The organism is Nonomuraea rhizosphaerae, assembly GCF_019396405.1.
In the GTDB taxonomy this organism is placed as follows: domain Bacteria; phylum Actinomycetota; class Actinomycetes; order Streptosporangiales; family Streptosporangiaceae; genus Nonomuraea; species Nonomuraea rhizosphaerae.
On the sequence record NZ_JAHKRL010000027.1, the window covers coordinates 1 to 25,326 of the forward strand.

Genomic DNA, 25,326 nt, shown 5'->3' on the forward strand with positions numbered 1-25,326 from the left:
GGCGGGGCGTCGCCCACCCGCCGCGGCGTCCAGTAGTCGAGCACGCGCCGCTGGTCAGCGGGGCTGCGGGCGGCGACGTGCTCGACCACCTCCGCGCGCTTGGCCGTACGCACGATCTCCCTGGTGACGGGACGGTGGTGTTGTTGCTGCTGGACGGGTGTCGCGCCGATGAGCGCGGGGCCCATCAGCCCCGCGACGAGCGGCACCGCTGTCAGCAAGGGGGTGCTCAGGGTCATGACCCCCGAGTCTGCACCACGAGATGTGTCCTTGTGACTACTTTCGGTGAATACCTTAGAGGGCGTTGGTGCTTTGAGCGGCTTGGTAGACAGCCTGTGCTTCTGACCCGAAATAGGGGCCGAACATCCAGTTCGGGGTGAAGTTGTATTTGAAGCTGTTGACGGAGTTCTGGGTCCCCAGACCGGTCGACTCGTTGAAATTCACCAGCCATGGACCACCGCTCGAACCACCGGTCATGTTGCAGGTCAGGCCGTGGTCCTTGGACAGCAGGAAGTCGTCGAACGCCCGGCCGCTGCAGTAGATCAGCTTCGAGCCGTCGTACGGGGCGGCGGCCGGGTAGCCGAACGCGTACATCTGCTGCCGCCTGGCCTGGTTGAAGGCCACGCCCTGGCCGCCCACCGCGTCGGTCAGCGCCTTGCCCTCCAGCGGGGCCACGACGGCGGCGGCCACGTCGTAGTTGATGTCCTCGCTGGCGTTCCACTGCGGGGTGGTCAGCAGCTTGGTCGCGGCCCAGGTGCCCAGCGGCCGGTTGCCGTTGTTGTAGCCGGGGACGAACACCCAGTTGGTGTGGAAGGCGCCGCCCAGCTTGACGCAGTGGCCGGCGGTGAGCACGACGCTCTTGTTCGCGCTGGTCACGGCCGAGCCGGAGCAGGAGGAGTTGCGTCCCTGGTAGGTGAAGAAGACGCGTCCCGTGGTCCTGGTGATCGCGCCGCCGGCCGTCCAGGGGGTGCCGCCGCTGTTGGCCGCCTGGAGCCGCGCGGCGCTGCTGGGCGGCGGGCTGGTGGGCGCGGCCGTGAACGGGGCGCCGGCCTTCGGGGTGTCGGCCTTCGAGATGTCGGTCTTCGAGATGTCGGCCGGCGCCAGCTTGGCGCTGCCCTTGGGTGCGGGAGCGTCGAGGGGCTCGGCGTCCTCCATCTTCTGCGGGGTCCAGTAGCGCAGGACCGTCCTCTGCTCGGAGGTGGAGTCAGCGGCCGCCTTCTGGGCGGGCTTGGGCGCTGCCTGCGCCTGAGCGAGCCCTGCCGGAAGCAGGACGCTGCCGACGGTGAGGGTGAGGGTGGAAAGCAGAGCGACTCTGCGGTGCATTACGTACCTCCCAAATGCCCGGAACTGAGGTAGGAACGTAGCGGCACCAATATCCCTGTTTCTCACTTTTTGCGGATAAGGATATGGGGATATTCCGGCATTTATTCACTTCAATATCTGGTGTCACATATGTTGCGGCATTTCGGTACGGCAGAGCCGCGTGTCCGATCGCTTCGCGCAGCGGGGACAATGGGGGGGTGCATGCAGACACCCCGCGCTCCGTCGTCGTGCTCGGCTCCACCGGCTCGATCGGCACCCAGGCACTCGACGTCGTCGCCGCCGACCCGGGCAGGTTCAGGGTCGCCGGGCTGGCCGCGGGGGGAGGCAGGACGGACCTGCTGGCCGCACAGGCCGCGGCGGTCCACGCCGAGGTCGTGGCCGTGGCCGACCCCGCCGCGGTGCCCGCGCTGAAGGAGGCGCTCGCGGCGCACGGCGCCTCGCCCCAGGTCCTGGCCGGCCCCGAAGGGGTGGCGGAGGTGGCCGCCTGGCGGTGCGACACCGTGCTCAACGGCATCACCGGCGCCCTCGGCCTGACCTCCACGCTGGTCGCCCTGAAGGCGGGCCGGACGCTCGCGCTGGCCAACAAGGAGTCGCTGATCATCGGCGGCCCGCTGGTCAAGCGGCTGGCCGCCCCCGGGCAGATCCTGCCGGTCGACTCCGAGCACTCGGCCCTCCAGCAGTGCCTGTGGGCGGCCGGGCCCGACGGCTACCGTCCCGAGGCCGTCAGGCGGCTCGTCGTCACCGCCAGCGGCGGCCCGTTCCGCGGGCGCGAGCGCGGCGAGATGGCCGGCGTCACACCTGAGCAGGCGCTGGCCCACCCCACCTGGTCCATGGGGCCGATGATCACCATCAACTCCGCCACGCTGGTCAACAAGGGCCTTGAGGTGATCGAGGCGCACCTGCTGTTCGACATCGGTTTCGACAGGATCGAGGTCGTGGTCCACCCCCAGTCGATCATCCACTCCATGGTCGAGTACGTGGACGGCTCCACCATCGCCCAGGCCAGCCCGCCCGACATGCGGCTGCCCATCGCGCTCGCGCTCGGTCACCCCGGGCGCGTCGCGGACGCGGCGCGTCCCATCGACTGGACACAGGCGCACACCTGGACCTTCGAGCCGCTGGACGACAAGGCGTTCCCCTCCGTCGCGCTGGCCAGGCACGTCGGCCGGGCGGGCGGCACCGCGCCGGCCGTCTACAACGCCGCCAACGAGGCGTGCCTGGAGGCGTTCATCGGGGGCGGGCTGCCGTTCCTGGGGATCGTCGACACGGTCGCCAAGGTCGTCGAGGAGCACCAGGTGACCTCCGCCGACTCGGTCGAGGAGGTGCTGGCCGCCGACTCCTGGGCCCGGGCCCGGGCCGCGGAGCTGGCAGCCTCCCTGACTCCATAGACTGAATCCTGTTATCGACACTCAAGGGTTGAAATGTCTTCTGTAGCACTCGGCATCCCCACGGTGCGTCCCAAGCCTCTCGCCGAACGCCGCCACTCGCGCCAGATCATGGTCGGCAGCGTCCCGGTCGGCGGCGACGCGCCCGTCTCCGTGCAGTCGATGACCACCACGGTGACCGCCGACGTCAACGCCACCCTGCAGCAGATCGCCGAGCTGACCGCCTCGGGGTGCCAGATCGTGCGCGTCGCCGTGCCGTCCCAGGACGACGCCGACGCGCTGCCGATCATCGCCCGCAAGTCGCAGATCCCGGTCATCGCCGACATCCACTTCCAGCCCAAGTACGTCTTCGCCGCCATCGAGGCCGGCTGCGCGGCGGTCCGGGTGAACCCGGGCAACATCAAGAAGTTCGACGACAAGGTGGGCGAGATCGCCAAGGCGGCCGCCGACCACGGCGTGCCGATCCGGATCGGCGTCAACGCCGGCTCGCTCGACCCGCGCCTGCTGCAGAAGTACGGCAAGGCCACGCCGGAGGCGCTGGTGGAGTCGGCGCTGTGGGAGTGCTCGCTGTTCGAGGAGCACGGCTTCCGCGACATCAAGATCTCGGTCAAGCACAACGACCCGGTCGTCATGATCAACGCCTACCGGCTGCTGGCCGCCAAGTGCGACTACCCGCTGCACCTGGGCGTCACCGAGGCCGGCCCCGCCTTCCAGGGGACGATCAAGTCGGCGGTCGCCTTCGGCGCGCTGCTGGCCGAGGGCATCGGCGACACCATCCGGGTCTCGCTGTCGGCCCCTCCGGTGGAGGAGGTCAAGGTCGGCACGCAGATCCTGGAGTCGCTCGGGCTGCGCGAGCGCGGGCTGGAGATCGTCTCGTGCCCGTCGTGCGGACGGGCCCAGGTGGACGTCTACACGCTGGCCGAGCAGGTCCAGGCCGGGCTCGAAGGGCTGAAGGTCCCGCTGCGGGTGGCCGTCATGGGCTGCGTCGTCAACGGTCCCGGCGAGGCGCGTGAGGCCGACCTGGGCGTGGCCTCCGGCAACGGCAAGGGGCAGATCTTCGTCAAGGGCGAGGTCGTCAAGACCGTCCCCGAGTCCCAGATCGTCGAGACGCTCATCGACGAGGCGCTGCGCATCGCCGACGAGATGGGCATCGACGTGGAGGGCGACCCCGAGGTGGTCGTCGGGTGATTTAAGCCCATATTCCCGGCGGCTCTCCAGAGGCGCTGTTACGGCGTGCAATAAGCCGATTACAGGATGGCAAGCGTTCCGCCATACCGTCGGTCACCGGCTCGTCACTCGCGGCATGATCGGCCTGCCTATTGAATGGGGGGTCGTGTGAAGCGGGTTGTTCGAGTCGTCGCCGCCATGGCGATGCTGACCGTCGCGGTGAGCCCGGTGCTGGGCACCAGCGGGGCCGTGGCCGGGACTGTCACCGGGCCGGTGGCCCGGACCGTGACGGGAACCTCTGCCGGGGCCGCCGGTGATGGCGCCGTGGCCGGGAAGGGCATGGAGTCGCGGCTGACCTGGGGGGCCTGCCCCGCCAAGGCGAAGGCGGCGGGCGCCACGACCGCAGCCGGGGCCTCCACGGGGAGTTCGGCCGCTGCCGCCGCCGGTGTCGAGTGCGCCTCGCTCCGGGTGCCGCTCGACTACCGCGAGCCGTGGGGCCAGTCGATCTCGCTCGCGGTCAACCGGATCAAGGCCAAGGTCTCCCGTGACGGCAACTACCTGGGGGCGCTGCTGGTCAACCCGGGCGGCCCCGGCGCCTCCGGCCGGGCGCTGGCCGAGTACGTCTCCACGATGCTGCCGCAGAAGCTCGTGGAGCACTACGACATCATCGGCTTCGACCCGCGCGGCGTCGGCAGCAGCGAGCCCTCCCTGCACTGCGTGGACGTCGGCACCTACTACAAGGCGCCCAGGCCCGACGCCGTGCCGCGCAGCAGGGCCGACGAGCGGACGCTGCTGAGCAGGGCCGTCGACTACGCCAACAGCTGCGGCGACATGTACGCCTGGCTCCTGCCGCACATGACCACCGCGAACACCGCCAGGGACATGGACAGCATCCGCGCGGCGCTCGGCGAGCGGCAGATCAGCTTCCTCGGCTACTCCTACGGCACCTACATCGGCGCCGTCTACGCCACGCTCTTCCCCGGCCGGATCAAGCGCCTGGTCATGGACAGCACGGTCGACCCGCACGGCGTCTGGTACAAGGCCAACCTGGCCCAGGACGCCGCCTTCGAACGCAGGCACCGCGACTTCCTGGCCTGGGCCGCGAAGAACAACGGCGTCTACAAGCTCGGCGGCTCGGGCCGGCAGACCGCCTACGCCTGGTACGCCATGCGCGCCCGGCTGCACGACCGCCCGGCCGGCGGGGTGGTCGGCCCGAGCGAGCTGGACGACACCTTCACCGTGGCCGGCTACAGCGACAGGATCTGGCCCGACCTGGCCTCGGCCTGGTCCAGGTACGTACGGCAGGGCGACGTCAAGGGCCTGGTGGACGTCTACAACAAGTACGGCAAGCAGGACGCCGAGGACGAGAACGGTTACGCCGTCTACCTGAGCGTGCAGTGCACCGACGCGCACTGGCCGCGCTCGTGGGCCACCTGGCGCACGGACATGACCAGGATGCACCGGCGGGCGCCGTTCCTGACCTGGCCCAACGCCTGGTTCAACGCGCCGTGCGCCTTCTGGACGGTGCCTGGCGGCTCGCCGGTCAAGGTCCACGCCTCCAGCCACCTGCCGCCGATCCTCATGATCCAGTCCAGGCGCGACGCCGCCACCCCGTACCCGGGCGCCCTGAACATGCGCAACCTGTTCCCGAGCGCCCGCATGCTCGTGGCCGGGGGCGGCAACCACGGCGTGTCACTGGCCGGGAACCTGTGCGTGGACCGGCATCTGGTCACCTACCTGGCCAACGGGACGCTGCCGAAGCGCGGTGCCACCTGTGCCGGGCTGGCGACGCCGAAGGCCACCGCGCGCATGGCGGCGGGTGGACCCCAAGGTCACGAAAGGCTCACCGAGCTACTGGCCGGGTGAGCTATTCGGTGGTCGCTGGCGTAGTCTGACCATGTGATGCTGCGGACTTCGGCGTCGCGCGTACTCGATGACAGCGATCGGGACGAGGCCCTGGCCTTGCTCGACATGGACCCGGTCGCCAACGTCTTCGTCGCCTCCCGGGTGCGGACCGTCGGACTCAATCCGGCGCGGCTGGGCGGGCAGATGTGGGGCTTCGGGCCGCGCGGCGCGCTAGCCTCGCTCTGCTACGCGGGGGCCAACATGGTGCCGGTCAACGCCGGTCCTGAGGCCGTGCACGCGTTCGCCGAGCGCGCCCGCAAGCAGGGCCGCCGCTGCTCGTCGATCGTCGGGCCGGCCGACGCGGTCTCGCAGCTGTGGGAGCGGCTGGAGCCGTACTGGGGGCGGGCGCGGGCGATCCGCTGGTCGCAGCCGGTCATGGCCACCTCGCAGAAGTCGTCCGTGCCCGCCGACCCGCTGGTGCGGCGGGTGCGGCCGGAGGAGTTCGAGTCGCTGCTGCCCGCGTGCGTCGCGATGTTCACCGAGGAGGTGGGCGTCTCGCCCAACCTCGGTGACGGCGGGGCGCTCTACCGGACGCGGGTGGCCGAGCTGATCCGCATCGGCAGGTCGTACGCGCGGATCGACAACGGGCGCGTGGTGTTCAAGGCCGAGGTCGGCGCGGTCACCCCGCTGGCCTGCCAGATCCAGGGCGTGTGGGTCGACCCCGCGCTGCGCGGCCAGGGGCACGCGGTGGCCGGGATGGCCGCCGTCGTCGAGGCCGCGCTGTCCTGCTTCGCGCCCGTGGTGTCGCTGTACGTGAATGATTTCAACCACTCTGCTCGGGCTGTCTACCGGAAGGTGGGTTTCCGGGAGATCGACCGGTTCATGTCGGTCCTTTTCTGAGCATGGTCCTCGGCGGCGGCTTGCCCTAGTTGTTGCGGCCATCGTTGGCGAGGTCCTGGACCCGGACGTCGTCATACTTCTCGGCCGCCTCGGCCGTGTCGAACCGCTGCTTCATCGTGGATCCGCCGGCGGTCTCCGACAGGCGGATCGGCTCCTCGCCGCCGCTGTCGCTCCTCCTGGCCATGTTCATCTGAAGGGTGGACGGCGGCCGGCCTCCGTACGGGGAGCGCAGGACGACCGTGCCGCCTCCGCCGTTGAGGACGGCCCGCCGCCCGGCCACGCCCTGCAGCAGGTCTCTTCCGTTGCGGAGGTGCGGGAGGACCAGTTGCTCCAGCTTGTCCTGCAGCGTCCGCCACAACTTGTGGATGCCCGCCCTGGTCAGCAGCGTGCTCCGGACGGCGTTGAGCGCGCCCAGCCCGCCGGCGGCCCCCAGTTGGAGCTGCCGGCCGCACCAGACCAGGTAGTTGATCACACCCATCTTGGCGACCTTGATCAGCCCGGCGGCCAGCCCGAGCGCCGCCGCCACCTTGACCGTCGTGTCCAGCGCGTTCGAGGTCTCGCCGCTGCCGGCGTCGGCGGCCCACCGGTCGGCGAAGGCGTCGCCCGAGGCGCCCGCGTTCGCCGTCGTGTACTGGGCGGACGCCTGCTCGGTGCCCCGCAGGAGCGGCGCGGCGGCGTGGGCGTAGCCGCCGACCGCCGTGCCGGTCGCCTCCAGCTTGTCCTCGTCCCAGGCGAACAGGCCCGCCGGCACCCCGACCAGCGAGGCGACGGACGCGAGGCCGTCGGGGATGGTCAGGCTCATACCGTGACCTCCTGGTCGCCGCTCGCCAGGACCCGCGTCGCGGCGTCGTCGGCCGAGCGAGCCGTCGCCACCGACTGCCCCATGCCGCCGGCGACGGAGCCGCGCAGCCGCGCCCAGCCGTCGGCGGCGCCGGTCAGCGACGTGATGAACTCGTCGAGCGCGCCCGTCAGCGCCGAGCCCTCGTGACCGGGCGAGCCGATGGCCGACAGGTGGGCGCGCAGGTCGGCGGCCGCCCCGGTCAGGGCGTCCGCGCCTGATGTCATCTCCTTGGTGGCAGAGGCGGCAGCCTCGGTGTCGACGAACATGGCCTGTCCCTTCATCGGCTGTCATGGATTCGGCAGCGTAGCGGGATGATCGCCGGTGTTCGGGACGCTTTGAGGATCGCGGAAGCCACGGGCCTCGCCGGTGGCCTCAGACGCGTACGAGCTTGTCGAAGAGCCTGGCCAGCTCGGTGCCGGGGTCGGCGGTGAGGCCCGCGTGGACCGGGCCCGCCTGCACGATCGTGCTGCGCGGCGCCGTCAGCCAGCGGAATCTGCCGCCGAGCGACTCCCCGCCCAGCGGGCCCGCCTCGGCGCCGCAGGCCAGCTCGTACGCGTCCAGCGCCTTGCGCACGCCGTCGACGTCGACGGACGGGTCGAGGACGCGCAGGCGGGCGGGGTCCAGCTCGACCCGGGCGCACAGGTAGTCGCGGGGCTGGCAGTAGAGCAGCACGCCCGCGTTGACCTGCTCGCCGCGCTCCACCCTGGGCACCACGCGGATCACCGCGTACTCGTAGACGTCCCTGGTCATCGCGCGCCTCCACCGTCGGCCGGGCGGGTGAGCCACTCCTGCGGGCCGTGCGCGCGCTGGAGCAGGTGCTCGACGTACGCCTCACGCACGGCTCGCGCCGAGTCGAAGCCCGGCTCGTCGTCCAGCCACTCGTCCGGCACCAGGGCCGTGACCTCGGCCAGGAGCTCGGGCGTGATCCGCGCCGACAGCTCGGCCGCCGCCCCGTCGAGGTCGGTGGCGAAGGAGGCCAGCACGTGGTCACCGGTGTCGAAGGGCCGCTGCGGGTCGGCGGTCGGCCAGTTGTGGTGGAACCACAGCGCGGCGCCGTGGTCGATCAGCCAGGTGTCGCGGTGCCAGACCAGCAGGTTGGGGTTGCGCCAGCTCCGGTCCACGTTGTGGATCAGCCCGTCGAACCACACCACCCGCGAGGCGAACCTCGGGTCGGCCGTCCACCCCAGCGGATCGAACCCCAGCGCGCCGGGCAGGAAGTCGACCGCCAGGTTGAGCCCGGTGCTGGCCTTGAGCAGGTCTTGGACCTCCTCGTCCGGCTCCCTGACGCCGATCTGCGGGTCGAGGTCGATCAGCTTCAGGTCGGGGGTGCGCAGGCCCAGCCGCCTGGCCAGCTCGCCGCAGACGATCTCCGCCACGAGCACCCTGCGGCCCTGACCGGCCCCCCGGAACTTCACCACGTAGGTGCCGAGGTCGTCCGCCTCCACCACCCCGGGCAGCGACCCGCCCTCACGCAACGGCGTCACGTAGCGCGTCGCCGTGATCCTTTCCAGCACCACATGAGGTTATCGCCCTGTCGGGCACCTTTTCGCCGCCGCGACCGCCTGGAGCTCAGGCTTCCGGGGGCGTGGCGCGCGAAGGGGGCGGGGGCTCGGTGCGGGCGTGGGAGCGGGCCAGGGCTTCGGCGCGGGAGCGGATCTTCGCCAGGATCATGCGGCGGATCAGGCCGCTGCCGAGGCGGATGACCAGCCAGTAGCGCAGGAAGGCGCGGCGGGCGTCCGGGCTGGTGGCCCGCACCCTGGTCTCGGTGACCAGGCGGACGCGCCCCGGCCCCGCGTCCTCCAGCAGGAAGCTGAACGTGCCCTTCGCGTATCCGGGCAGGTCGAAGTCGCGGAACTCGGACGCGGTGGTGATCTCGGGCCTGTGCTCGCCCCGGCCGAGCCGCCACCACTGGCCGATCGTCCCGAGCACGACCTCACGCAGGGGGTCCTCGGCGAGCGGCAGGAAGACGGCCGAGCCGTCCCGCTCGCCCCGAGGCTCTTCGGGGGCGCGGGTGAACAGGCGGCGGATCGCGAACAACGGCCTGGCCGCGCGTACGTCACCCATCCGGGTGCTCATGAGCGCCGCCCAGACGCGCTCGCGGGAGGCGATGATGACGGTGGAATGCCGCTCGGACGCGTCCGGGCGGGAGATGAACTCGTCGACCAGGGCAGGCATCACGACTCCTCCATACGGTGACGTACGGTCTCGACTATACGTCACCGTATGGGACCCTGTCGGGGGAGGTGGTCGTGTGGCCGAACGGTTGAGCGCCGACGACTGGGCGGAGGCCGCGCTCGCGGCGCTGGCGGAGGGCGGCCTGGCCGCCGTTGCGGTGGAGCCGGTCGCGGTCCGGCTCGGCGTTTCCAAGGGCAGCTTCTACTGGCACTTCGCCAACCGGCAGTCGCTGGTCGAGGCGGCGCTGCGGCGCTGGGAGGCCGAGACCGAGCAGGTCATCGCCCGGCTGGAGTTCCTCGACGACCCGGTGGCGCGCATGCGGTCGCTGCTGGAGCGGGCCTTCGGCGGCGGGCAGGACGCGGCGATCTCGTTCCGGCTGATCAGCGAGGTCGACGACGCGGTGGTGGCGGAGGTGGTGCGCCGGGTGAGCGAGCGCCGCATCACGTACATGCAGGACATGCTGTGCGAGCTGGGGCAGCCGCCCGAGGAGGCGCGCAGGCGGGTGCTGGCCGCCTACGGCAGTTACCTCGGGATGGCCGCCCTCGTCCGCATCGGCGCGATGGACGAGGCCCCGCGCTCCCTGGCCGACCTGGCGATGGCCGAGCTCGGCCTGCCGGCCGAGCCCACCTGATCCCGCCTGATCCGACCGAGCTGGTCGGTAAAGCCCGGCTGGCCCGGCCCGTCGCGCCGGTCACATCTTGGCGATGACCTCGTCCGCGAAGCGCTCCATCGTGGCGATCTTCAGCTCCAGGCTGCCCTCGCCGTACCGCTCCTTCTCCTCCGGCGTGGCCAGCCACCACGGCGCGGCCATCGTCCCGGTCACGCCCTTGTCGGCGAAGCGGCGGTAGGTGTCCGCCTCCGGCAGCACCGCCAGCGGCGCGATGATCTCGAACGGCCCCGTCCTGCCGTGCTCGGCCAACTGGCGTCCCAGCGACTCCAGGACGGCGTCGAACTGCTCCTCGCCGTAGATCCGGTTGCCGATCCAGCCGTCCCCGAGCCGGGCCGCCCGCCGCAGCGCCGCCTCGCTGTCGCCGCCCACGATCACCGGGATCGGCTCCGCGGGCGTCGGCGAGATGGACAGCTCGGGCAGGCCGTCCAGCTTGACGGCCCGGCCGGTCCAGAGGTCGCGCAGGGTCGGGATCATGCCGTCCAGCCTGCGTCCGCGCGTGTGGAAGTCCTGGCCCGTGGCGGCGAACTCCTCCTCGCACCACCCGACCCCCACCCCGAACGAGACCCGGTCCTTCGACAGCACCGCCGCCGTGGACACCTGCTTGGCCACGGTGAACAGGTCACGCGCCGGCGCGATGTAGACGTTGGGGGCGAAGCGCAGCGTGCTGGTCACGGCGGCCATCGCGCCGATCGTCACCCACACGTCCGGCCAGTGCGTCTCGGCGTTCCAGCGCGGCCTGCCGCTCTTGGAGTACGGGTACGGGGTGGCGAAGTCGGCGTAGAACAGGTGGTCCGACAGGGTCAGCGTGTCGAACCCGCACCTCTCGGCCACCTTCGCCAACTCGATGAACTGGTCGGTGTCGGAGAACGACGCTCCGAGCCAGAATTTCACTGGAACTCCGGGATGACCTTGGTGGCGAACAGTTCGAGGTTGCGCTTGACCGTGTCGAGCGGCAGGACACCCTGCTGGCCCTGCATGTAGAGGCCGAACCACTCCAGGTCGGGCATGCGGTCCAGCATGCGCTGGATGCCGCGCTTGACGTCGTCGGGGGTGCCGAAGAGGGCCATCTCGACGTCGTTCATGCGCTTGGCGTCCCCCTTCTCGGGGGAGATGGGCTTGTGCTTCTCGTCCTCCTTCTTGCGCAGCACCTCCAGGTAGCCGAAGGGGCCGAAGAAGGCGGCGAAGTCCTTGGGGATGCTGCGGCCGAAGGTGTTGATGGCCTCCTCGGTCGTCTCCGCGATGCCGACGATCTTGAGGATGCCGGTGTGCTCGCCGAGCTTGTAGTCGCGGCCCTGGCGGGCGGACTCCTCCTGGTAGAGCTTGGCCTTGGCGGCGTGGTCGTCGGGGTTGGGGGTGAACATCCACGGCAGGATGTTCTCCTGGGCGGCCCTGATGACCGAGCGGTCGGAGATCGTGAACGGCTGCCACAACTCGGGGTGCGGGTTCTGGTAGGGCCTGGGGCAGACGGAGACGGCCTGGACCTTGTCGTCGTCCGACAGCTCGCCGGGGGCGCCGAAGGTGCGGGTCCACTCGACGGCGGGCCAGCCCTCGATGCCGTCGTACGGGTAGGGCACCTCGTAGTCCAGGACGTCGGACTTGTAGCGCAGGGTCTCTTGTGTCCAGGCCATCTTCATGATCTTCAGCACCTCGCCGAAGACGTCGAAGTTGCGCGTGTCGGTGGCCGAGCCGTCGGAGCGGGCGGCGGCGGCGTGCCAGCGCTGGCCGAGCACGTTCATCCACCGGTTCTGGTAGCCCCTGGCCACGCCCAGCCGCAGCCGTCCCTTGCAGAACTGGTCGAGCAGCGCCACGTCCTCCGCGGCTCGGATGGGGTCCCAGGCGGGCAGTACCATGCCGAGCGGGGCGAGCAGGATGCGTTCCGTCCGCGCGGCGAGATCGGTGAGGAACATGAGCGGGTTGACCGAGAACTCCATGCCTTCCGAGTGGAAGTGGTGCTCGGTCATCATCAGCGCGTCGAAGCCGATCCGGTCGGCGTGGACGGCGATCTCGCGCACCTCGTGCAGGAGTTTCTGGTACGACTCGGTGTCACGCCCGATGGGACGCTTGGCCTTGGCGTTCTCCTCGGCCGCGTATCCGGAGCCTGGGATCTGCGGATTAAGGAAGATGGAAAACTTCACCAGGAGACCTCTCTGCGCGGGGGCGCTTCTCTGTCCGGCAAGCTACTCTAGAAATCTTAGCCGAGCAATCGCTTGGTTGACGTGAGGGAGAGTGTGTGATGCGGCTTGGCGTCACGATGTTCGCCACCGATCAGACCATGTCGGTCGTGGAGCTGGCCAGGGCGGCCGAGGAGCGCGGGTTCCACTCCTTGTACCTTCCCGAGCACACGCACATCCCCGTCTCGCGGCGCACCCCGTACCCGGTGACCGGGGGTGAGCTGCCCGAGGAGTACAGGCGCACGCTCGACCCGCTGGTGGCCCTGTCGTTCGCGGCGGCGGTGACCGAGCGCCTGGTCGTGGGGACCGGCATCCTGCTGGCCGCCCAGCGCGACCCCCTCGTGACCGGCAAGGCGATCGCCACCCTCGACCACGTCACCGGCGGCGGGCGCGTGGTGATCGGCGTCGGCTTCGGCTGGAACGTGGAGGAGATCGAGAACCACGGCGTCCCGTACCGGGAGCGGCGCGACGTGGCGCGGGCGAACGTGCTGGCCATGCGGGAGCTGTGGCGTGAGGAGGTGGCCGGGTTCGACGGGATCGAGCCGTCGTGGTCGTGGCCCAAGCCGGTCTCCGAGCCGCCGGTCTACCTCGGCGGCGCGGCGGGGCCGAAGCTGTTCGCGCACGTGGCCGAGTACGCCGACGGCTGGATGCCGATCGGCGGCAAGGGCATCAAGGCGGCGCTGCCCGCGCTGCGCGAGGCCTGCGAGAAGGCGGAGCGGCCGATGGCCAAGGTGATGCCGTTCGGGACGCTGCCCACGCGCGAGAAGCTCGACTACTACGCCGGGCTCGGCATCGAGGAGACGGTCGTCAGCCTGCCGAACGCGCCGGCCGACGAGGTCCTGCCGGTCCTCGACCGGTACGCCCAGCTCGTCTGAGGTGGGCCGGAGTCCGTACGGGGCGCGCTGGTGGAAGCCGGCCGTGGCGGTGGCCGGGGTGGCCATGGCGGTGGCCGGGTTCGGGTACTGGATGCGCGGGGCGCAGGGTCCGGGGCTGGCGGGCACGTGGACCGGGACGGCCGGCACGGTCCCGGTCCGGATGGAGGCCGGCTCCAGCGTGCGGTGGGGCGACTGCTGGGGGCGGCTCGGGCCGACCAGGAGCCCGTTCGTGTACGAGATCCGGCAGGTGCGGGGAGCCGGTTGCGAGGCGGGGACGCTGCGCCTGTTCCCGACGCGGGACGTCGACCGGCTGGTCATCAAGGTGACGCGCGAAGGTGACGCGGACGTCACCCTTTCGGGCACGGTGGCGCGGAATTCCTGACCGGAATGTGTCACGGTCAGGCGGCATTGCGTGCCCGGACGTTGACTACGTCACGAATGTTCGCCTTCAGTGGATAAGGGAAGGTGGGTGGCGGCGAGGGGAGGCACCTCGTGCCAACGGCACTGCCGCTCAGAACGGGGGACCCGCAGCGACTCGGCGCCTATGAGCTGTCCGGGCGCCTCGGCGAGGGCGGCCAGGGCGTGGTGTACCTCGGGACGAGCGGCGACGAGGTGTACGCGGTCAAGCTCCTGCACGGTCCCGTCGGCGACGAGCGGACGGCGTTCCTGCGCGAGGTGGAGCTGGCCAAGCACGTGGCGAGGTTCTGCACGGCCCAGGTGATGGACGCCGGGTTCGACGAGGGCAGGCCGTACATCGTCAGCGAGTACATCGACGGGCCGTCACTGCAGCGCGAGGTCGCGCTCACCGGGCCGCGCGGCGGCGCCGCGCTCGAACGGCTCGCCGTCAGCACCGCCACCGCGCTCGCGGCGATCCACCGCGCGGGCATCGTGCACCGGGACTTCAAGCCGCAGAACGTGCTGCTCGGCGTGGACGGGCCGCGGGTGATCGACTTCGGCCTGGCCAGGGCCCTGGACGCGGCCGCCACGATGAGCGGCCGGGGCGTGGGGACGCCCGCGTACATGGCGCCCGAGCAGATCACCGCGTCGGCCGTCACCGGGGCCGCCGACGTGTTCTCGTGGGGCGCCACCATGTGCTTCGCGGCCAACGCCTCCGCGCCGTTCGGGCAGGACTCGGTGGCGCCGGTGCTGCACCGCATCCTGACCGCGCAGCCCGAGCTGGGACAGCTGGACGGGCGGCTGCGCGAGCTGGTCGCCGCGTGCCTGGACAAGGACGCCAGGAACCGTCCGGCCAGCAGGGAACTGCTGTTCTCGCTGCTGGGCGACGACTCGGAGGGGTTACCGGCCGAGGTGCTGCGCTCGCCGCCGGCGCACATCCTGCGGGTGCCGCCCGTGGTGGTGGACGAGCCGTTGCCGCCGCCGTACCCGATGGTGGACGCGCGGGCGGGGTCCGGCGCGGTGGCGCAGCCGGAGGCGACGGGCACGCCGGACGGGTACCGGCTGGGGGAGGCGCCGGTCTCCTCGGGGAGCGGGCCGGCCGCGGGAGTGGCGGTTCCGTTACAGGGGTCCGCGAGCGGGCGTACGCGGCAGGCCGTGGGGCGGGCGGCGTTCGCGGTGACCGCCGCGATCCTGGTGAGCGTGGCGATGCTGGTCACCGTCCTGCTGCCGGCGCTCGACGACGACGGAGGCCGGCCCTTGCAGGCCGCCGCCAAGCCGCCGACGGGCGAGGTCGACCCGACCTCCGTGACCGAGGCGCCCAGGAGCCCGGCCGAGCAGCCCGGCCAGGTGACGACCGAGCGGGGCGGGCAGCGCGACGGCGGGCGGCAGCCGACCTCCGACCCGCCGGCCTCGCAGCCGACGACCGGGGGGCCGGTGGGCGTCCAGGTGCCGCTGACGGTCGGGATGTCACGGTCGGCGGCGGCCAAGGCGCTCAAGCGGGCCGGGTTCGTGCTGGGCGAGGTCACGCAGGTCGACTCGCGGCGCAAGATCGGCCAGGTGCTGGCGAGCACCCCGGGCGCCGGGGCGACGGCGGCGCGGGGGAGCACCGTCTCGCTGCAGGTGTCGGCGGGCCTGGCGGTCCCGTCCGTCGTGGGGACGAAGCGCAAGTCGGCCGAGGCGGCAATCAAGGGCGCCGGGCTGGCGGTGGGCGGGGTCACGACCGTCTGCTCCGAACGGCCGGACGGGCAGGTGCTGTCCAGCGACCCCGGGGCCGGGACGCGGGTCTCCGGAGGCAGCCGGGTGTCGCTGACCGTCGCCGACCACGGGACCCCGGTGCCGTCCGTCATCGGGCAGCAGCGCGCGGCGGCGCGGGCGGCGTTGCGGGGCGCCGGGTTCACGGTGACGTTCAAGCCGCAGGTGGTCGTGGACGAGTCGCAGGTGGACGTGGCGCTGGGGCAGAGCCTGGCGGCGGGGAACTGCGGCAAGCCGGGGGCCGGCGTGGTGGTGACCGTGGGGGTGGCCGGCCAGGGAGGCCCGGATCCGACCGAGCCGTCCGAGACGCCCCCGAGCGACCAGCCCGAGCCGCCCGGATAGCGGTCCTTCGTCAGCGTTCCGACGGGCTGACCACCTCGCCCTTCAGGCGGGAGCGTTCGGCCGCCCAGGCCACGAGGTGGCTGTGCAGGCTCTCGCCCGGCGAGGACAGCACCGCCGACCGGTCGCGGGTGCGCACCGCCGTCAGGAACGCCTCCACCAGCCCCTCGTCCCCGCCGCCGTGCCCGCCCCGGGCCGTGCCGTCGCCGGTCGGGCGCGTCTCGACGGTCTCGGTCTCCCGGGTGAGGAAGTCGGTGACGGTCAGCCGGTCGCCGTCGCCCTCGATCGAGCCGTGGGTGCCGAAGATCCGGGTCTGCCGGTGCAGGGCCGGGGTGAAGGCGGTCATGGTGAACGAGGCGGTGGCGCCGCCGTCGAACTCCATGTTCACCACCTGGTGGTCGACCACGTCGTTGTCGCAGGCGTACACGCACCTGCCGTACGGGCCGGTCCTGAGGGCGTCGAGGACGCCGGACTCGGAGACGTCGTCGGTGAGGACGTTGACCGGCCACGAGTCCCGGCCGGCCAGCGGGAGGTAGATGCGCTTGGCCGAGTACGGGCACACCGGCTCCACCGCGCAGTCGAGGCAGCGGTCGGCGGCCCCGGCGGGCCGGTTGGCGGGGGTGAAGTGCTTGAGGCCGCCGAACGACGACACCCTGCTCACCCGCCGGCCCGTCAGGTGCACCAGCCAGTCGAGGTCGTGACAGGACTTGGCGAGCAGCATAAAAGTGGACTCGTCGCTCCTGCGCCAGTTGCCCCGCACGTACGAGTGCGCCTGGTGCCACCAGCCGACCGGCTCCAGGTGCTGGATGCTGACGATCTCGCCGATCCGCCCGGAGTCGAGCAGCGCCTTCAGCGCCCGCGTGTACGGCGTGTAGCGCAGCACGTGGCAGACCGCGAAGATCGCGTCCGAGCGCTCGGCCGCGGCCACGATGGCCCGGCAGTCGTCCTCGGAGACGGCCATCGGCTTCTCCAGCAGGATGTCGTAGCCCAGCTCGGCGAAGCGCACCGCGGGCTCGACGTGGTCGGCGTCCTGCGTGGCGATGATCACCGCGTCGGCCTGCCGGGACAGCGCGGCCAGCTCGCGCCAGCTCTCGTACTGGGCCGCTCCGGGGTGCCGGTCCCTGCGGCTGCCGCGCGGGTCGGCCACCGCGACCACCCGCGCCGCGCCGGACCTGACGGCGTGGCGGGCGTAGGCGGTCCCTCGTGAGCCCGCGCCGACGACGGCGAGCGTCACCATGCCTGCCTCCATGTCCGCCTCCATGTCAGCCTCCACTTGTGCGATCGGGTTACGTATATCGGTCGATGCCGGATCCGGCGAGTCGTGCGTCATGGGGTGCCGGACCGGCTAGATCGCCTTGACCGTGTGGATCAGCAGCTCGCGGACCCGCTCCTGCGGCAGGCCCATCGTCTGCACGACGCCCCACTGCACCGCGCCGAGCACGGCCCACGCCCGCACCCGCGCCTCGTCGCCGGGCTCGGGGCCCGCCAGCCGGTCGAAGATCTCGTCCCTGAACGTCCTGATCACCTCGCCGGGGGAGCCCTGCGGCGCCTCGTCGGCCCCGACGATCTCCTCCATGAGCAGGCGGATCACCGTACGGTGGCGGACCGCGAAGTCGACCAGCTCCACGGCGAACGCCCGCGCGTCGCCGGCGAAGTCCACGGCCAGCAGGGCCAGCATGTCGTCGGCGGCGGGCGCGGTCAGCTCGGCGGCCAGCCGGTCCTTGGGGTGGAAGTGGTAGGCGACGGCCGTCTTGGTCAGCCCCACGGCGGCGGCGATGTCGGCGAGTGAGGTCGCCTTGTAACCGTTGACCGCGAACAGCTCCCTGGCGGCCGCCAGGATCCGGGATCGGGTGTCGTCGGCTGTGTTCATCATCTCATTTCCGGTCGAGCTACAGCCTTCCGGATATTTCTCGATCTATCGTATTCCTGTACGACCGTACAGGACGGCCGTCGAGTGGGGAGCTGGCGATGACGCGCTTTCTGGGACGGCTGGGTGGCTGGTGCGCACGGCACGGGCGGATCGTGCTGGCGTTATGGGTGATCGCCGCGGCCGGCCTGATGGGCGGCAGTCTGGCGCTCGGCCGGCCGGTCAGCAACGACGTGACCATCCCGGGCACCGACGCGCAGCGGGCGCACGACCTGATGCTCGACGGCTTCGGCCCCGGCTACGCGCCCGGCGGCACGGTGCAGCTCGTCCTGTACGCCGACCAGGGCCTGCTCGTCGACAAGCCGAAGAAGAAGGCCGTCGAGCAGGCCGTCGAACGCCTGCGCGCCCAGCCGCACGTGGTTCAGGTGGAGTCGCCGTACCGGCGGGGCGGCCTCGCTGCGAGCCTGCGCATCGGGCTGATCGTCGTGCGCATGGAGGGCCACGACAACGGCAAGCTCGCCGAGACCACGCGGGCGCTGTCCAAGGCCGCCGACCCGGCGCGGGCGGCCGGGCTGGAGGTCGTGCCGGCCGACGCCTCGACCCCGGCCGACAAGGAGATCAAGACCGGCCCCAGCGAGATCATCGGCGTGGTGTGCGCGCTGCTGGTGCTGGTGTTCGCGTTCGGGACGCTGGCGGCGGCGCTGGTGCCGATCTTCACCGCGCTGGTCAGCGTCGTCTCGGGGCTCGGCGTGATCGGGCTGCTCGGGTACGTCGTGGACGTGCCCAAGCAGGCGGGCATCATGGCCACGATGATCGGGCTGGGCGTGGGCATCGACTACGCGCTGTTCCTGACCTCGCGCCACCGGCGCCTGCTGGAGTCGGGCCTGCCGGTCCAGGAGTCCGTACGCCGTACCGTGGCCAGCTCGGGCGGGGCGGTGGTGTTCGCGGGCGGGACGGTGATCATCGCGTTGAGCGCGCTGCTGCTGGGCGGGTTCCCGCTGCTGCGCACGCTCGGCTGGATCACCGGCATCTCCGTCGTCACGGCCGTGCTCACCTCCGTCACGCTGGTCCCCGCGCTGCTCGGGCTGCTCGGCCATCGCGTCAACGCGCTGCGCGTCCCCTTCCTGGGCCGCCGCGGTTCTGACACGTCGGGGTGGAGCGGGCTCGGGTCGTGGGTGGCGCGGCGGCCGTGGCGGGTGCTCCTGTCGAGCGTGCTCGTGCTGGCCGCCCTGGCCGCGCCCGCCCTGGCGCTGAAGATCGGGCCGCTGGACGAGGGGTACGGCGCCAAGGGGTCGGAGTCGCGGCGGGCCTACGAGCTGGTGGCCGCCGGGTTCGGGCCCGGCGGCAACGGGCCGCTGGCCGTCGTCGCGACGCTGCCGTCCCCGGTCGCGCGGGCCAACGATCCGGTCGTGGACCGGCTCGTACGGGAGATCGGCGACGTGGACGGCGTCGCCCACGTCGCCCCCGCCAAGCTGAACGCCTCCGGCCGCGCCGTCATGATCCAGGCCGTCCCCGAGTACGCGCCCAGCGACACCCGCTCCATCACCGTCGTCCGCGACATCAGGAACATCTCCGTGCCCGGCGTCTCCCTGCACGTGGGCGGCAAGGTGGCGGCGCTGGTGGACGCCGGCGACCGGATGGCCGAGCGGACCCCGCTGGTCATCGGCGTGGTGGTGCTGCTCAGCGCGCTGCTGTTGCTGCTGGCCTTCCGGGCGCCGGTGGTGGCGGTGAAGGCGGCGCTGATGAACCTGGTCTCGCTGGGGGCCGCGTTCGGGACGCTGGCGCTGGTCTTCTCCGTGGGGCTGGGCAGCGGGCTGGTGGGCATGGACGCGCCGGACGGCGCCTCGTACCTGCAGACGATCTTCTTCAGCGTGCCGATCGAGAGTTACGTGCCGCTGATGCTGTTCGCGGTGCTGTTCGGGCTCTCGATGGACTACGAGGTGTTCCTGCTGACGTCGGTGCGGCAGGCGTACCTGCGGCACGGGGACAACGCGCGGGCGGTCGCCGAGGGGCTCGGCGCGACGGGGCGGGTGATCACGTCGGCGGCGCTGATCATGGTGGCGGTGTTCGTGGCGTTCATCGCCTACCCGGATCCGCTGGTGAAGACGTTCGGGGTGGGGCTGGCGGCGGCCATCGCGGTGGACGCGACGATCATCCGCGGCTTCCTGGTGCCGGCCACGATGGTGCTGCTGGGGCGGCTGAACTGGTGGTGCCCGCGCTGGCTGGACCGGCTGCTGCCGAACCTGTCGGTGGAGGGGCACGAGGAGGAGCCCGCCCCCGCCAAGGAGCTGGTGGGCGTCTCCTAGCCGATCCGCCGGCGGGTCCTCAGCGGATCCACAGGCAGAACGGGTGCCCCGCCGGGTCGAGGTGCACCAGGACGTCGTCCTGCGGCTGGAACTCCGCGACCGTCGCGCCCGCCTCGACCGCGTGGGCGCTGGCCGCGGCCAGGTCGTCCACCTCGATGTCCAGGTGCAGCATCATCCGCTGGTCGCCGGGACCGGCCGGCCAGACCGGCGGCACGTGGCCGGGGTCGGTGTTGAACGACAGCCCGGCCCCGCCGCCGTACGGCGGCCGTAGCGTCACCCAGTCCTCCTCGTCGTCGCCGATCTCCCAGCCGAGCAGCCGCTGGTAGAACAGCGCGAGAGCCTTGGCGTCGGGGCACTCCAGGACGGTGGCGGACAGCTGGAAGCGCGGCATCACGACGCCGGGTACTGGTCGTGGCGCAGCCAGAGGTCCGCCCACTCCTCGTCGGACAGCTCGCGGCCGGTGATGGCGATCTCGGCCAGCTCCTCGAAGTACGCCTCGCGCGGCGCCCCCGGCGTGAACAGGATGAGCATCGAGACCGGCTCACCGGACTCGTTGCGGAAGGCGTGCACGCCGCCCTCGGGCACGTGCAGGAAGTCGCCCGGCCGGCCGTCCGCCCACTCCTTGCCGTTGTACAGCCGCATGGTCCCGGACAGGACGTAGAACGACTCGGTGATCGTCCGGTGGAAGTGCGGGCTCGGGCCGCCGGGCTTGGGGCCCATCTCCCAGCGGTACAGCCCGAACGCGCCGCCGGTGGTCGCGCCGGTGCCCAGGTAGTGGACGTCGGTGCCGCGCGGGTTCGCGGTGGGCGCGTACATCCTGAGGTCGGGGGCGGTGTCGGCGGTGCGGAGCGTGGCGCTGGCCTGACCGGCTTCATCGAGGTAACGAGGATCTGGGTAGGACATATCGGTCAGGTTAGAAGACGACAACCGTCCTGGCCACTGTTCCCCGCCGTACGTGGTCCACGGCGTCGTTGATCTGCTCCAGCGGGACGCGTTCGGTGATCAGGCCGTTGAGGTCGAGGCGGCCGCGCAGGTACTGGCCGGCGAGCATCGGCAGGTCGCGGTGCGGCGCGGCGTCGCCGCCCTGGGTGCCCATGAGGCGGCGGGAGGAGAAGAGCAGGGCGGGGTCGACCTCGACGGGGTGGCCGGCCGGCGGGCTGCCGACCATGACCGTGGCGCCGCCGGGCGCCGTGGCGGCGAAGGCGGAGGCCAGGACGCCGGGGACGCCCGTGACGTCGAAGGCGTACTCGGCGCCGCCCCTGACGATCTCGCCCACCTGGCGGGGCAGGTCCTCGGGGACGAGGGTGTGGGTGGCGCCGAAGCGCTCGGCGAGCTTGAGCTTCTGCTCGGCCACGTCGGCGGCGATGATCGTGGTCGCGCCGGCCAGGGCCGCGCCCTGGATGACGTTCAGGCCGACGCCGCCGCAGCCGACGACCAGGACGCTGGAGCCGGGGGTGACCTGGGCGACGTTCATGACGGCGCCGACGCCGGTGACGACGCCGCAGGCCAGCAGGCACATGGCGTCGAAGGGGGCGTCCTTGGCGATCTTCACGCAGGTGGCCTCGCGGACCACCACGTACTCGGCGAACGAGCCGATGCCGATGAAGCGGCGCGTCTCCTGGCCGTCGAGTGTGATCCGCGGCTCGCCGCCCATGATCGCGGTCATCCTGGCGGGGCCCGAGCAGAGGTGGAAGCGGCCCGCGCCGCAGCCGCGGCACTTGCCGCAGGGGCCGCTCATCGAGACGATCACGTGGTCGCCCGGCTTGACGCTGCTCACGCCCGCGCCGACGCTCTCCACGACGCCCGCGCTCTCGTGTCCGAGCACGAACGGCAGGGTGTGCACGACGGGGCTCTTGCCGTCGATGGCCTTGAGGTCGGAGCCGCAGACGCCGGACGCCTTGACCTGGACGCGCACCTCGCCGGGGCCCGGGTCGGCGACGTCCACCTCGCGGATCTCCATGGGCCGGTGGAAGCCGGTCAGCACGGCGGCGCGCATCAGCATGCGCCTCACGCTAGCCGCCGCCCGTTGTTCTGAGCAAGCGATTGCTCGTTGACGCCTCTGGCGGGCGAATCTACGCTGAGGCGAAACCAAGCGAGCGCTAGGCCAAGGCGCCTGCCGTACAAAGGTGATGACGATGGTGCGACCACATCAACGGCGGGCCGCGGCGGTACTGGCGGCGGCCCTCGTCCTGTCCGGATGCGCCGCCCAGCAGAAGGCGGGCGGCGGCGGGGACGGCGGCACGGCCGGAGTGACCGGCACGAGCGTCAAGGTCGGCGGCGTGCTGACCAAGACCAGCGCCAGCGGCTACTCCACCAAGGACGCCGAGATCGGGGCGAAGGCCAGGTTCGAGCGGGCCAACGCCGAGGGCGGCGTCCACGGCCGCAAGATCGAGTTCGTCGGCGCCGAGGACGACGGCCAGGACGCCGCCAAGGGCGACGCGGCGGCCAAGAAGCTCGTGCAGAAGGACCAGGTGTTCGCGCTGGTCCCGGTGCACGCGCCCAACTTCGGCGGCGCCGCGTTCCTGGAGCAGCAGGGCGTGCCGTGGTTCGGCTGGGCGACCGGGCCGCAGTGGTGCGGCACCAAGACCGGCTTCGGCTACAACGGCTGCCTCGCGCCCAAGCCCGGCGCCGGCTCACAGACCTGGTGGGGCCGGCAGATGGCCGACCTGCTCGGCGGCGCGAGCGGCAAGAGCGTGTACGTGCAGACCACCGACTCCAGCGGCAGCAAGTACGGCGGCACGACGATCTCGCAGTCGTTCCAGGCGGCCGGGTTCGACCTGGTCGGACTGAACTCCGGCCTGCCCGCCGCCGCGCCCCCGCCCGACTGGCTGCCGTACGTCGACAAGATCATGACCTCCGACGGCGGCAGGCCGCCGGACATCGTGGTCTCGATCATCGCCGGCACCAAGTTCAACGTCGGCCTCTACTCCGCGCTCAAACGGGCCGGCTACAAGGGCGTGCTGACCGACGCCACCAGCTACGACGCCGCGATCCTCAAGGACCCGGCCAGCGCGCAGGCCCTTGAGGGCGTGGTGGCGGCGCCGATGTTCGAGCCGTTCGAGTCGAGCGCGCCGGAGATCGCCAAGCTCAGGGCCGACGTGGAGAAGGTCGCCCCCGGCACCACGCTCACCCAGCACCTGGCCATCGGCTACTGGGCCGCCGACATCTTCCTGGACATGCTCCAGAAGACCGGCAAGGACCTGACCAGGGAGAAGTTCCTGGCCACGGGCAACGGCTCCTACGCCTACCAGAACGCCGGCTTCGGCCAGGTCCAGTACCCCAAGGACCACACCGAGCCGAACGGCTGCGGCGCCCTGGTCAAGCTGGTCGGCGGCGCCTTCCAGGTGGCCAAGAGCATGAAGTGCTTCGACAACGTGCCCCTGAAATGATCCTTGGATACATTCTCAGCGGCCTGGTCACCGGGGCGATCTTCGCCGTCATGGGGTCGGGCCTGACGCTGTCGTACGCGGCGACAGGGGTGCTCAACTTCGCCCACGGCGCCGTCGGGTTCCTGAGCGCGCTCGTGTTCTACCAGCTCAACCTGGCACTCGGACTGCCCGCGTGGCTGGCCGGGGCGCTGGCGGTGTTCGTCGTCGCGCCCGCGCTCGGCCACCTCCTGCACGTGCTGATGTTCAGGGGGCTGTCCACGGCGGGGGAGACCGCGCAGATCGTCGGCACGATCGGGCTGACGATCGCGCTGCCCGCGCTCGGGCTGCTGCTGGTGGACCTGCTCGGGCTGCTGCCGGTCGACGGCACCACGCTGCCGCGCGGGCTCGGGCCGCATCCGGCTGCCGGGTTCTCACTGCTCGGCGCCCGGCTCGACTCCGACCAGGTGATCACGTTCTGTTGCTCGCTGGTGGTCGCGGCGGGGTTGTGGGCGTTCATGCGGCACACCCCGTACGGGCTGCGCATGCGCGCCTCCGTGGACCGCCGGAGGCTGGCCACGCTGCGCGGGATCGACGTGGACCGCACCTCGGCCCTGGCCTGGATGCTCGGCTCCGGGCTGGCGGGGCTGGCCGGGGTGCTGGCCGTGCCGGTGCTCGGGCTGGACGCGACGGCGTACACGGTGCTGCTGTTCGCCTCGGCGACGGCGGCCGTCTTCGGGCGGCTGCGGTCGGTGCCGGTGACGTTCCTGGCCGGGCTGGCGCTCGGCGTCGTGCAGAACCTGGTCGCTGGGTACACCGACTTCCTCCAGGACATCACCGGGCTGCGCACCGCCGTGCCGGTCATCCTGCTGTTCGCCGGGCTGGTGCTGCTGAACCGGTCGCGGGAGCGGGTGGCGGGCAGCGCCTCCTCCGACGCCCCGCCCCCCGACCACCTGAGCGGCCTTCCCCCGTGGCGCCGGCGGCTGCCCTGGGCCGCCGGGCTGGTGCTGCTGCTCGCCTTCACCTTCACCGGGTCCGAGTACTACGTCGGCATCGCCGCGCAGGGCCTCGTGCTGGCGCTGATCTTCTGCTCGTTCGTGGTCGTGACCGGCATCGGCGGCATGGTGAACCTCGCCCAGGCCGCCTTCGCCTCCATGGCCGCGCTGACCTGCGGATGGGCGTTCTCGGCCGGATGGCCGTTCGTCGTGGCGATCCTGGTGGGGGTGCTGGCGGCGCTGGCCGTGGGCGTGCTGGTCGCGCTGCCCGCGCTGCGGCTCGGCGGCCGGGTGCTCACGCTGGCCACGCTGGCGCTGGCGCTGCTGGCCGACCAGGTCCTGTTCCAGGTGGACGCCTTCAGCAACGGGACGATCGGCTGGGCGCTGCCCGCGCTGGGCTTCGGGTTCGCCGACACCTCCGACCCCCGGGTGCGCGTGGTGTTGCTGCTCGCGCTGATCGGGCTGGTCGGCCTGCTGGTACGCAACCTCGAACGGTCGGCGTCCGGCCGGGCCGTCCTGGCGGTGCGCTCGGCCCCGGCGGCGGCCACCACGTCCGGCATCTCGGGACCGCGGACCAAGATCGTGCTGTTCGGGCTGGCCTCGGCGGTGGCCGGGCTGGGCGGGGTCCTGTTCGCGGTGTCGAAGGGATCGATCACCGCCACCGACCTGCCCGCCTTCACCGGGTTCGTCTGGCTCGCCGTCGTGGTGCTGCAAGGGGTGCGGCGGATCGGCGGAGCCGTGCTCGGCGGGCTCGTCGCCGTGGCAGTGCCGGAGCTGCTGTCCTCCTGGGGGCTGTCGGCGCACGTGGGCGCCATCCTGTTCGGGACCGGCGGGATGATCCTGGCCAAACACCCGGACGGGGTGCTGGCCCAGCTCGCCGAGGCCCGGCACCGGCGCCGCGCGCCCCGCGTCACCGTCGCCGGACCTCCCCGCCCGGCGGCCGCCGCCCCGGCCGAG

The 25,326-nt window shown here is 71.8% G+C and carries 24 protein-coding genes and 1 pseudogene; 11 read left to right on the plus strand and 14 right to left on the minus strand.

Annotation, left to right across the window (positions count from 1 at the left end; genetic code table 11):
- Positions 1–236 (minus strand): annotated as a pseudogene (locus KME77_RS01235) (hypothetical protein); the annotation flags it as partial.
- A gap of 55 nt (positions 237–291) precedes the next feature.
- Positions 292–1,320, minus strand: a complete 1,029-nt coding sequence (locus KME77_RS01240) for a trypsin-like serine peptidase (RefSeq protein ID WP_219460550.1) — start codon at positions 1,318–1,320, stop codon at positions 292–294.
- Positions 1,321–1,517: 197 nt separating this feature from the next.
- On the opposite strand from KME77_RS01240, the gene dxr reads away from it, so the two are divergent.
- From dxr to KME77_RS01260, 4 genes are all read left to right on the plus strand, one after another.
- Entirely contained in the window at positions 1,518–2,708 is a 1,191-nt protein-coding gene (dxr, locus tag KME77_RS01245) for a 1-deoxy-D-xylulose-5-phosphate reductoisomerase (RefSeq protein WP_308250489.1), read from the plus strand.
- A gap of 33 nt (positions 2,709–2,741) precedes the next feature.
- Positions 2,742–3,893, plus strand: coding sequence for a flavodoxin-dependent (E)-4-hydroxy-3-methylbut-2-enyl-diphosphate synthase (gene ispG, locus KME77_RS01250; RefSeq protein ID WP_219460571.1), 1,152 nt, complete (start codon positions 2,742–2,744; stop codon positions 3,891–3,893).
- Positions 3,894–4,040: 147 nt separating this feature from the next.
- Positions 4,041–5,738: an alpha/beta hydrolase gene (locus KME77_RS01255; RefSeq protein WP_308250490.1), complete on the plus strand. Its 1,698-nt coding sequence runs from the start codon at positions 4,041–4,043 to the stop codon at positions 5,736–5,738.
- A gap of 36 nt (positions 5,739–5,774) precedes the next feature.
- Positions 5,775–6,617, plus strand: coding sequence for a GNAT family N-acetyltransferase (locus KME77_RS01260; protein WP_219460644.1), 843 nt, complete (start codon positions 5,775–5,777; stop codon positions 6,615–6,617).
- Between the two features lie 25 nt (positions 6,618–6,642).
- On the opposite strand, the gene KME77_RS01265 is transcribed toward KME77_RS01260, so the two are convergent.
- The 5 genes from KME77_RS01265 to KME77_RS01285 form a co-directional block, all read right to left on the minus strand.
- Positions 6,643–7,419: a hypothetical protein gene (locus KME77_RS01265; RefSeq protein WP_219460574.1), complete on the minus strand. Its 777-nt coding sequence runs from the start codon at positions 7,417–7,419 to the stop codon at positions 6,643–6,645.
- Positions 7,416–7,724, minus strand: a complete 309-nt coding sequence (locus tag KME77_RS01270; RefSeq protein ID WP_219460578.1) for a hypothetical protein — start codon at positions 7,722–7,724, stop codon at positions 7,416–7,418. Before KME77_RS01270 ends, KME77_RS01265 begins: the two co-directional genes overlap by 4 nt.
- A gap of 106 nt (positions 7,725–7,830) precedes the next feature.
- A complete protein-coding gene (locus KME77_RS01275) occupies positions 7,831–8,208 on the minus strand; it encodes a DUF3037 domain-containing protein (RefSeq protein ID WP_219460581.1) in 378 nt (125 codons plus the stop codon).
- On the minus strand, positions 8,205–8,972 hold the full coding sequence (locus KME77_RS01280) for a HipA family kinase (protein ID WP_219460584.1): 768 nt from the start codon (positions 8,970–8,972) through the stop codon (positions 8,205–8,207). Before KME77_RS01280 ends, KME77_RS01275 begins: the two co-directional genes overlap by 4 nt.
- Positions 8,973–9,027: 55 nt before the next feature.
- Complete coding sequence (locus KME77_RS01285; protein ID WP_219460586.1) at positions 9,028–9,633, minus strand: hypothetical protein; 606 nt, start codon at positions 9,631–9,633, stop codon at positions 9,028–9,030.
- Positions 9,634–9,709: 76 nt separating this feature from the next.
- On the opposite strand from KME77_RS01285, the gene KME77_RS01290 reads away from it, so the two are divergent.
- Positions 9,710–10,264 (plus strand): TetR/AcrR family transcriptional regulator, encoded by a 555-nt coding sequence (locus KME77_RS01290; protein WP_219460589.1) that lies wholly within the window; start codon positions 9,710–9,712, stop codon positions 10,262–10,264.
- 60 nt (positions 10,265–10,324) lie between these two features.
- On the opposite strand, the gene KME77_RS01295 is transcribed toward KME77_RS01290, so the two are convergent.
- Positions 10,325–11,194 carry a TIGR03619 family F420-dependent LLM class oxidoreductase gene (locus tag KME77_RS01295; RefSeq protein WP_219460591.1) on the minus strand — a complete coding sequence of 290 codons (870 nt, stop codon included), beginning with the start codon at positions 11,192–11,194 and terminating at the stop codon, positions 10,325–10,327.
- Entirely contained in the window at positions 11,191–12,438 is a 1,248-nt protein-coding gene (locus KME77_RS01300; protein WP_219460595.1) for an LLM class flavin-dependent oxidoreductase, read from the minus strand. The genes KME77_RS01295 and KME77_RS01300 overlap by 4 nt, the downstream gene beginning before the upstream one ends.
- A 98-nt stretch (positions 12,439–12,536) precedes the next feature.
- Between KME77_RS01300 and KME77_RS01305 the strand changes: the two genes are divergently transcribed.
- From KME77_RS01305 to KME77_RS01315, 3 genes are all read left to right on the plus strand, one after another.
- Positions 12,537–13,349, plus strand: a complete 813-nt coding sequence (locus tag KME77_RS01305) for a TIGR03619 family F420-dependent LLM class oxidoreductase (RefSeq protein WP_219460598.1) — start codon at positions 12,537–12,539, stop codon at positions 13,347–13,349.
- 1 nt (position 13,350) lies between these two features.
- The gene (locus KME77_RS01310; RefSeq protein ID WP_219460602.1) at positions 13,351–13,731 is read left to right on the plus strand and encodes a hypothetical protein; all 381 of its coding nucleotides are present in this window, start codon (positions 13,351–13,353) and stop codon (positions 13,729–13,731) included.
- Positions 13,732–13,841: 110 nt separating this feature from the next.
- Positions 13,842–15,839, plus strand: coding sequence for a serine/threonine-protein kinase (locus KME77_RS01315; RefSeq protein WP_219460622.1), 1,998 nt, complete (start codon positions 13,842–13,844; stop codon positions 15,837–15,839).
- Positions 15,840–15,849: 10 nt separating this feature from the next.
- Here the strand turns inward: KME77_RS01315 and KME77_RS01320 are convergent, their stop codons facing one another.
- Positions 15,850–17,085 carry a Gfo/Idh/MocA family protein gene (locus KME77_RS01320; RefSeq protein ID WP_246608988.1) on the minus strand — a complete coding sequence of 412 codons (1,236 nt, stop codon included), beginning with the start codon at positions 17,083–17,085 and terminating at the stop codon, positions 15,850–15,852.
- Positions 17,086–17,181: 96 nt separating this feature from the next.
- Complete coding sequence (locus KME77_RS01325; RefSeq protein WP_219460625.1) at positions 17,182–17,706, minus strand: TetR/AcrR family transcriptional regulator; 525 nt, start codon at positions 17,704–17,706, stop codon at positions 17,182–17,184.
- 98 nt (positions 17,707–17,804) lie between these two features.
- Between KME77_RS01325 and KME77_RS01330 the strand changes: the two genes are divergently transcribed.
- A complete protein-coding gene (locus tag KME77_RS01330; protein WP_219460628.1) occupies positions 17,805–20,009 on the plus strand; it encodes an MMPL family transporter in 2,205 nt (734 codons plus the stop codon).
- Between the two features lie 19 nt (positions 20,010–20,028).
- Here the strand turns inward: KME77_RS01330 and KME77_RS01335 are convergent, their stop codons facing one another.
- Genes KME77_RS01335 through KME77_RS01345 form a run of 3 tightly spaced genes read right to left on the minus strand, consistent with a single transcriptional unit; the run spans position 20,029 to position 22,011 of the window.
- Positions 20,029–20,400 carry a VOC family protein gene (locus KME77_RS01335; RefSeq protein WP_219460631.1) on the minus strand — a complete coding sequence of 124 codons (372 nt, stop codon included), beginning with the start codon at positions 20,398–20,400 and terminating at the stop codon, positions 20,029–20,031.
- A complete protein-coding gene (locus tag KME77_RS01340) occupies positions 20,400–20,912 on the minus strand; it encodes a cupin domain-containing protein (protein ID WP_219460633.1) in 513 nt (170 codons plus the stop codon). The genes KME77_RS01335 and KME77_RS01340 overlap by 1 nt, the downstream gene beginning before the upstream one ends.
- Before the next feature lie 10 nt (positions 20,913–20,922).
- Complete coding sequence (locus KME77_RS01345; protein ID WP_219460635.1) at positions 20,923–22,011, minus strand: alcohol dehydrogenase catalytic domain-containing protein; 1,089 nt, start codon at positions 22,009–22,011, stop codon at positions 20,923–20,925.
- A gap of 133 nt (positions 22,012–22,144) precedes the next feature.
- Between KME77_RS01345 and KME77_RS01350 the strand changes: the two genes are divergently transcribed.
- Both KME77_RS01350 and KME77_RS01355 read left to right on the plus strand, forming a co-directional pair.
- Positions 22,145–23,398 carry an ABC transporter substrate-binding protein gene (locus KME77_RS01350; protein WP_219460638.1) on the plus strand — a complete coding sequence of 418 codons (1,254 nt, stop codon included), beginning with the start codon at positions 22,145–22,147 and terminating at the stop codon, positions 23,396–23,398.
- On the plus strand, positions 23,395–25,326 hold a 1,932-nt coding region (locus KME77_RS01355), incomplete at its 3' end, for an ABC transporter permease (RefSeq protein ID WP_219460640.1). The genes KME77_RS01350 and KME77_RS01355, both read left to right, overlap by 4 nt.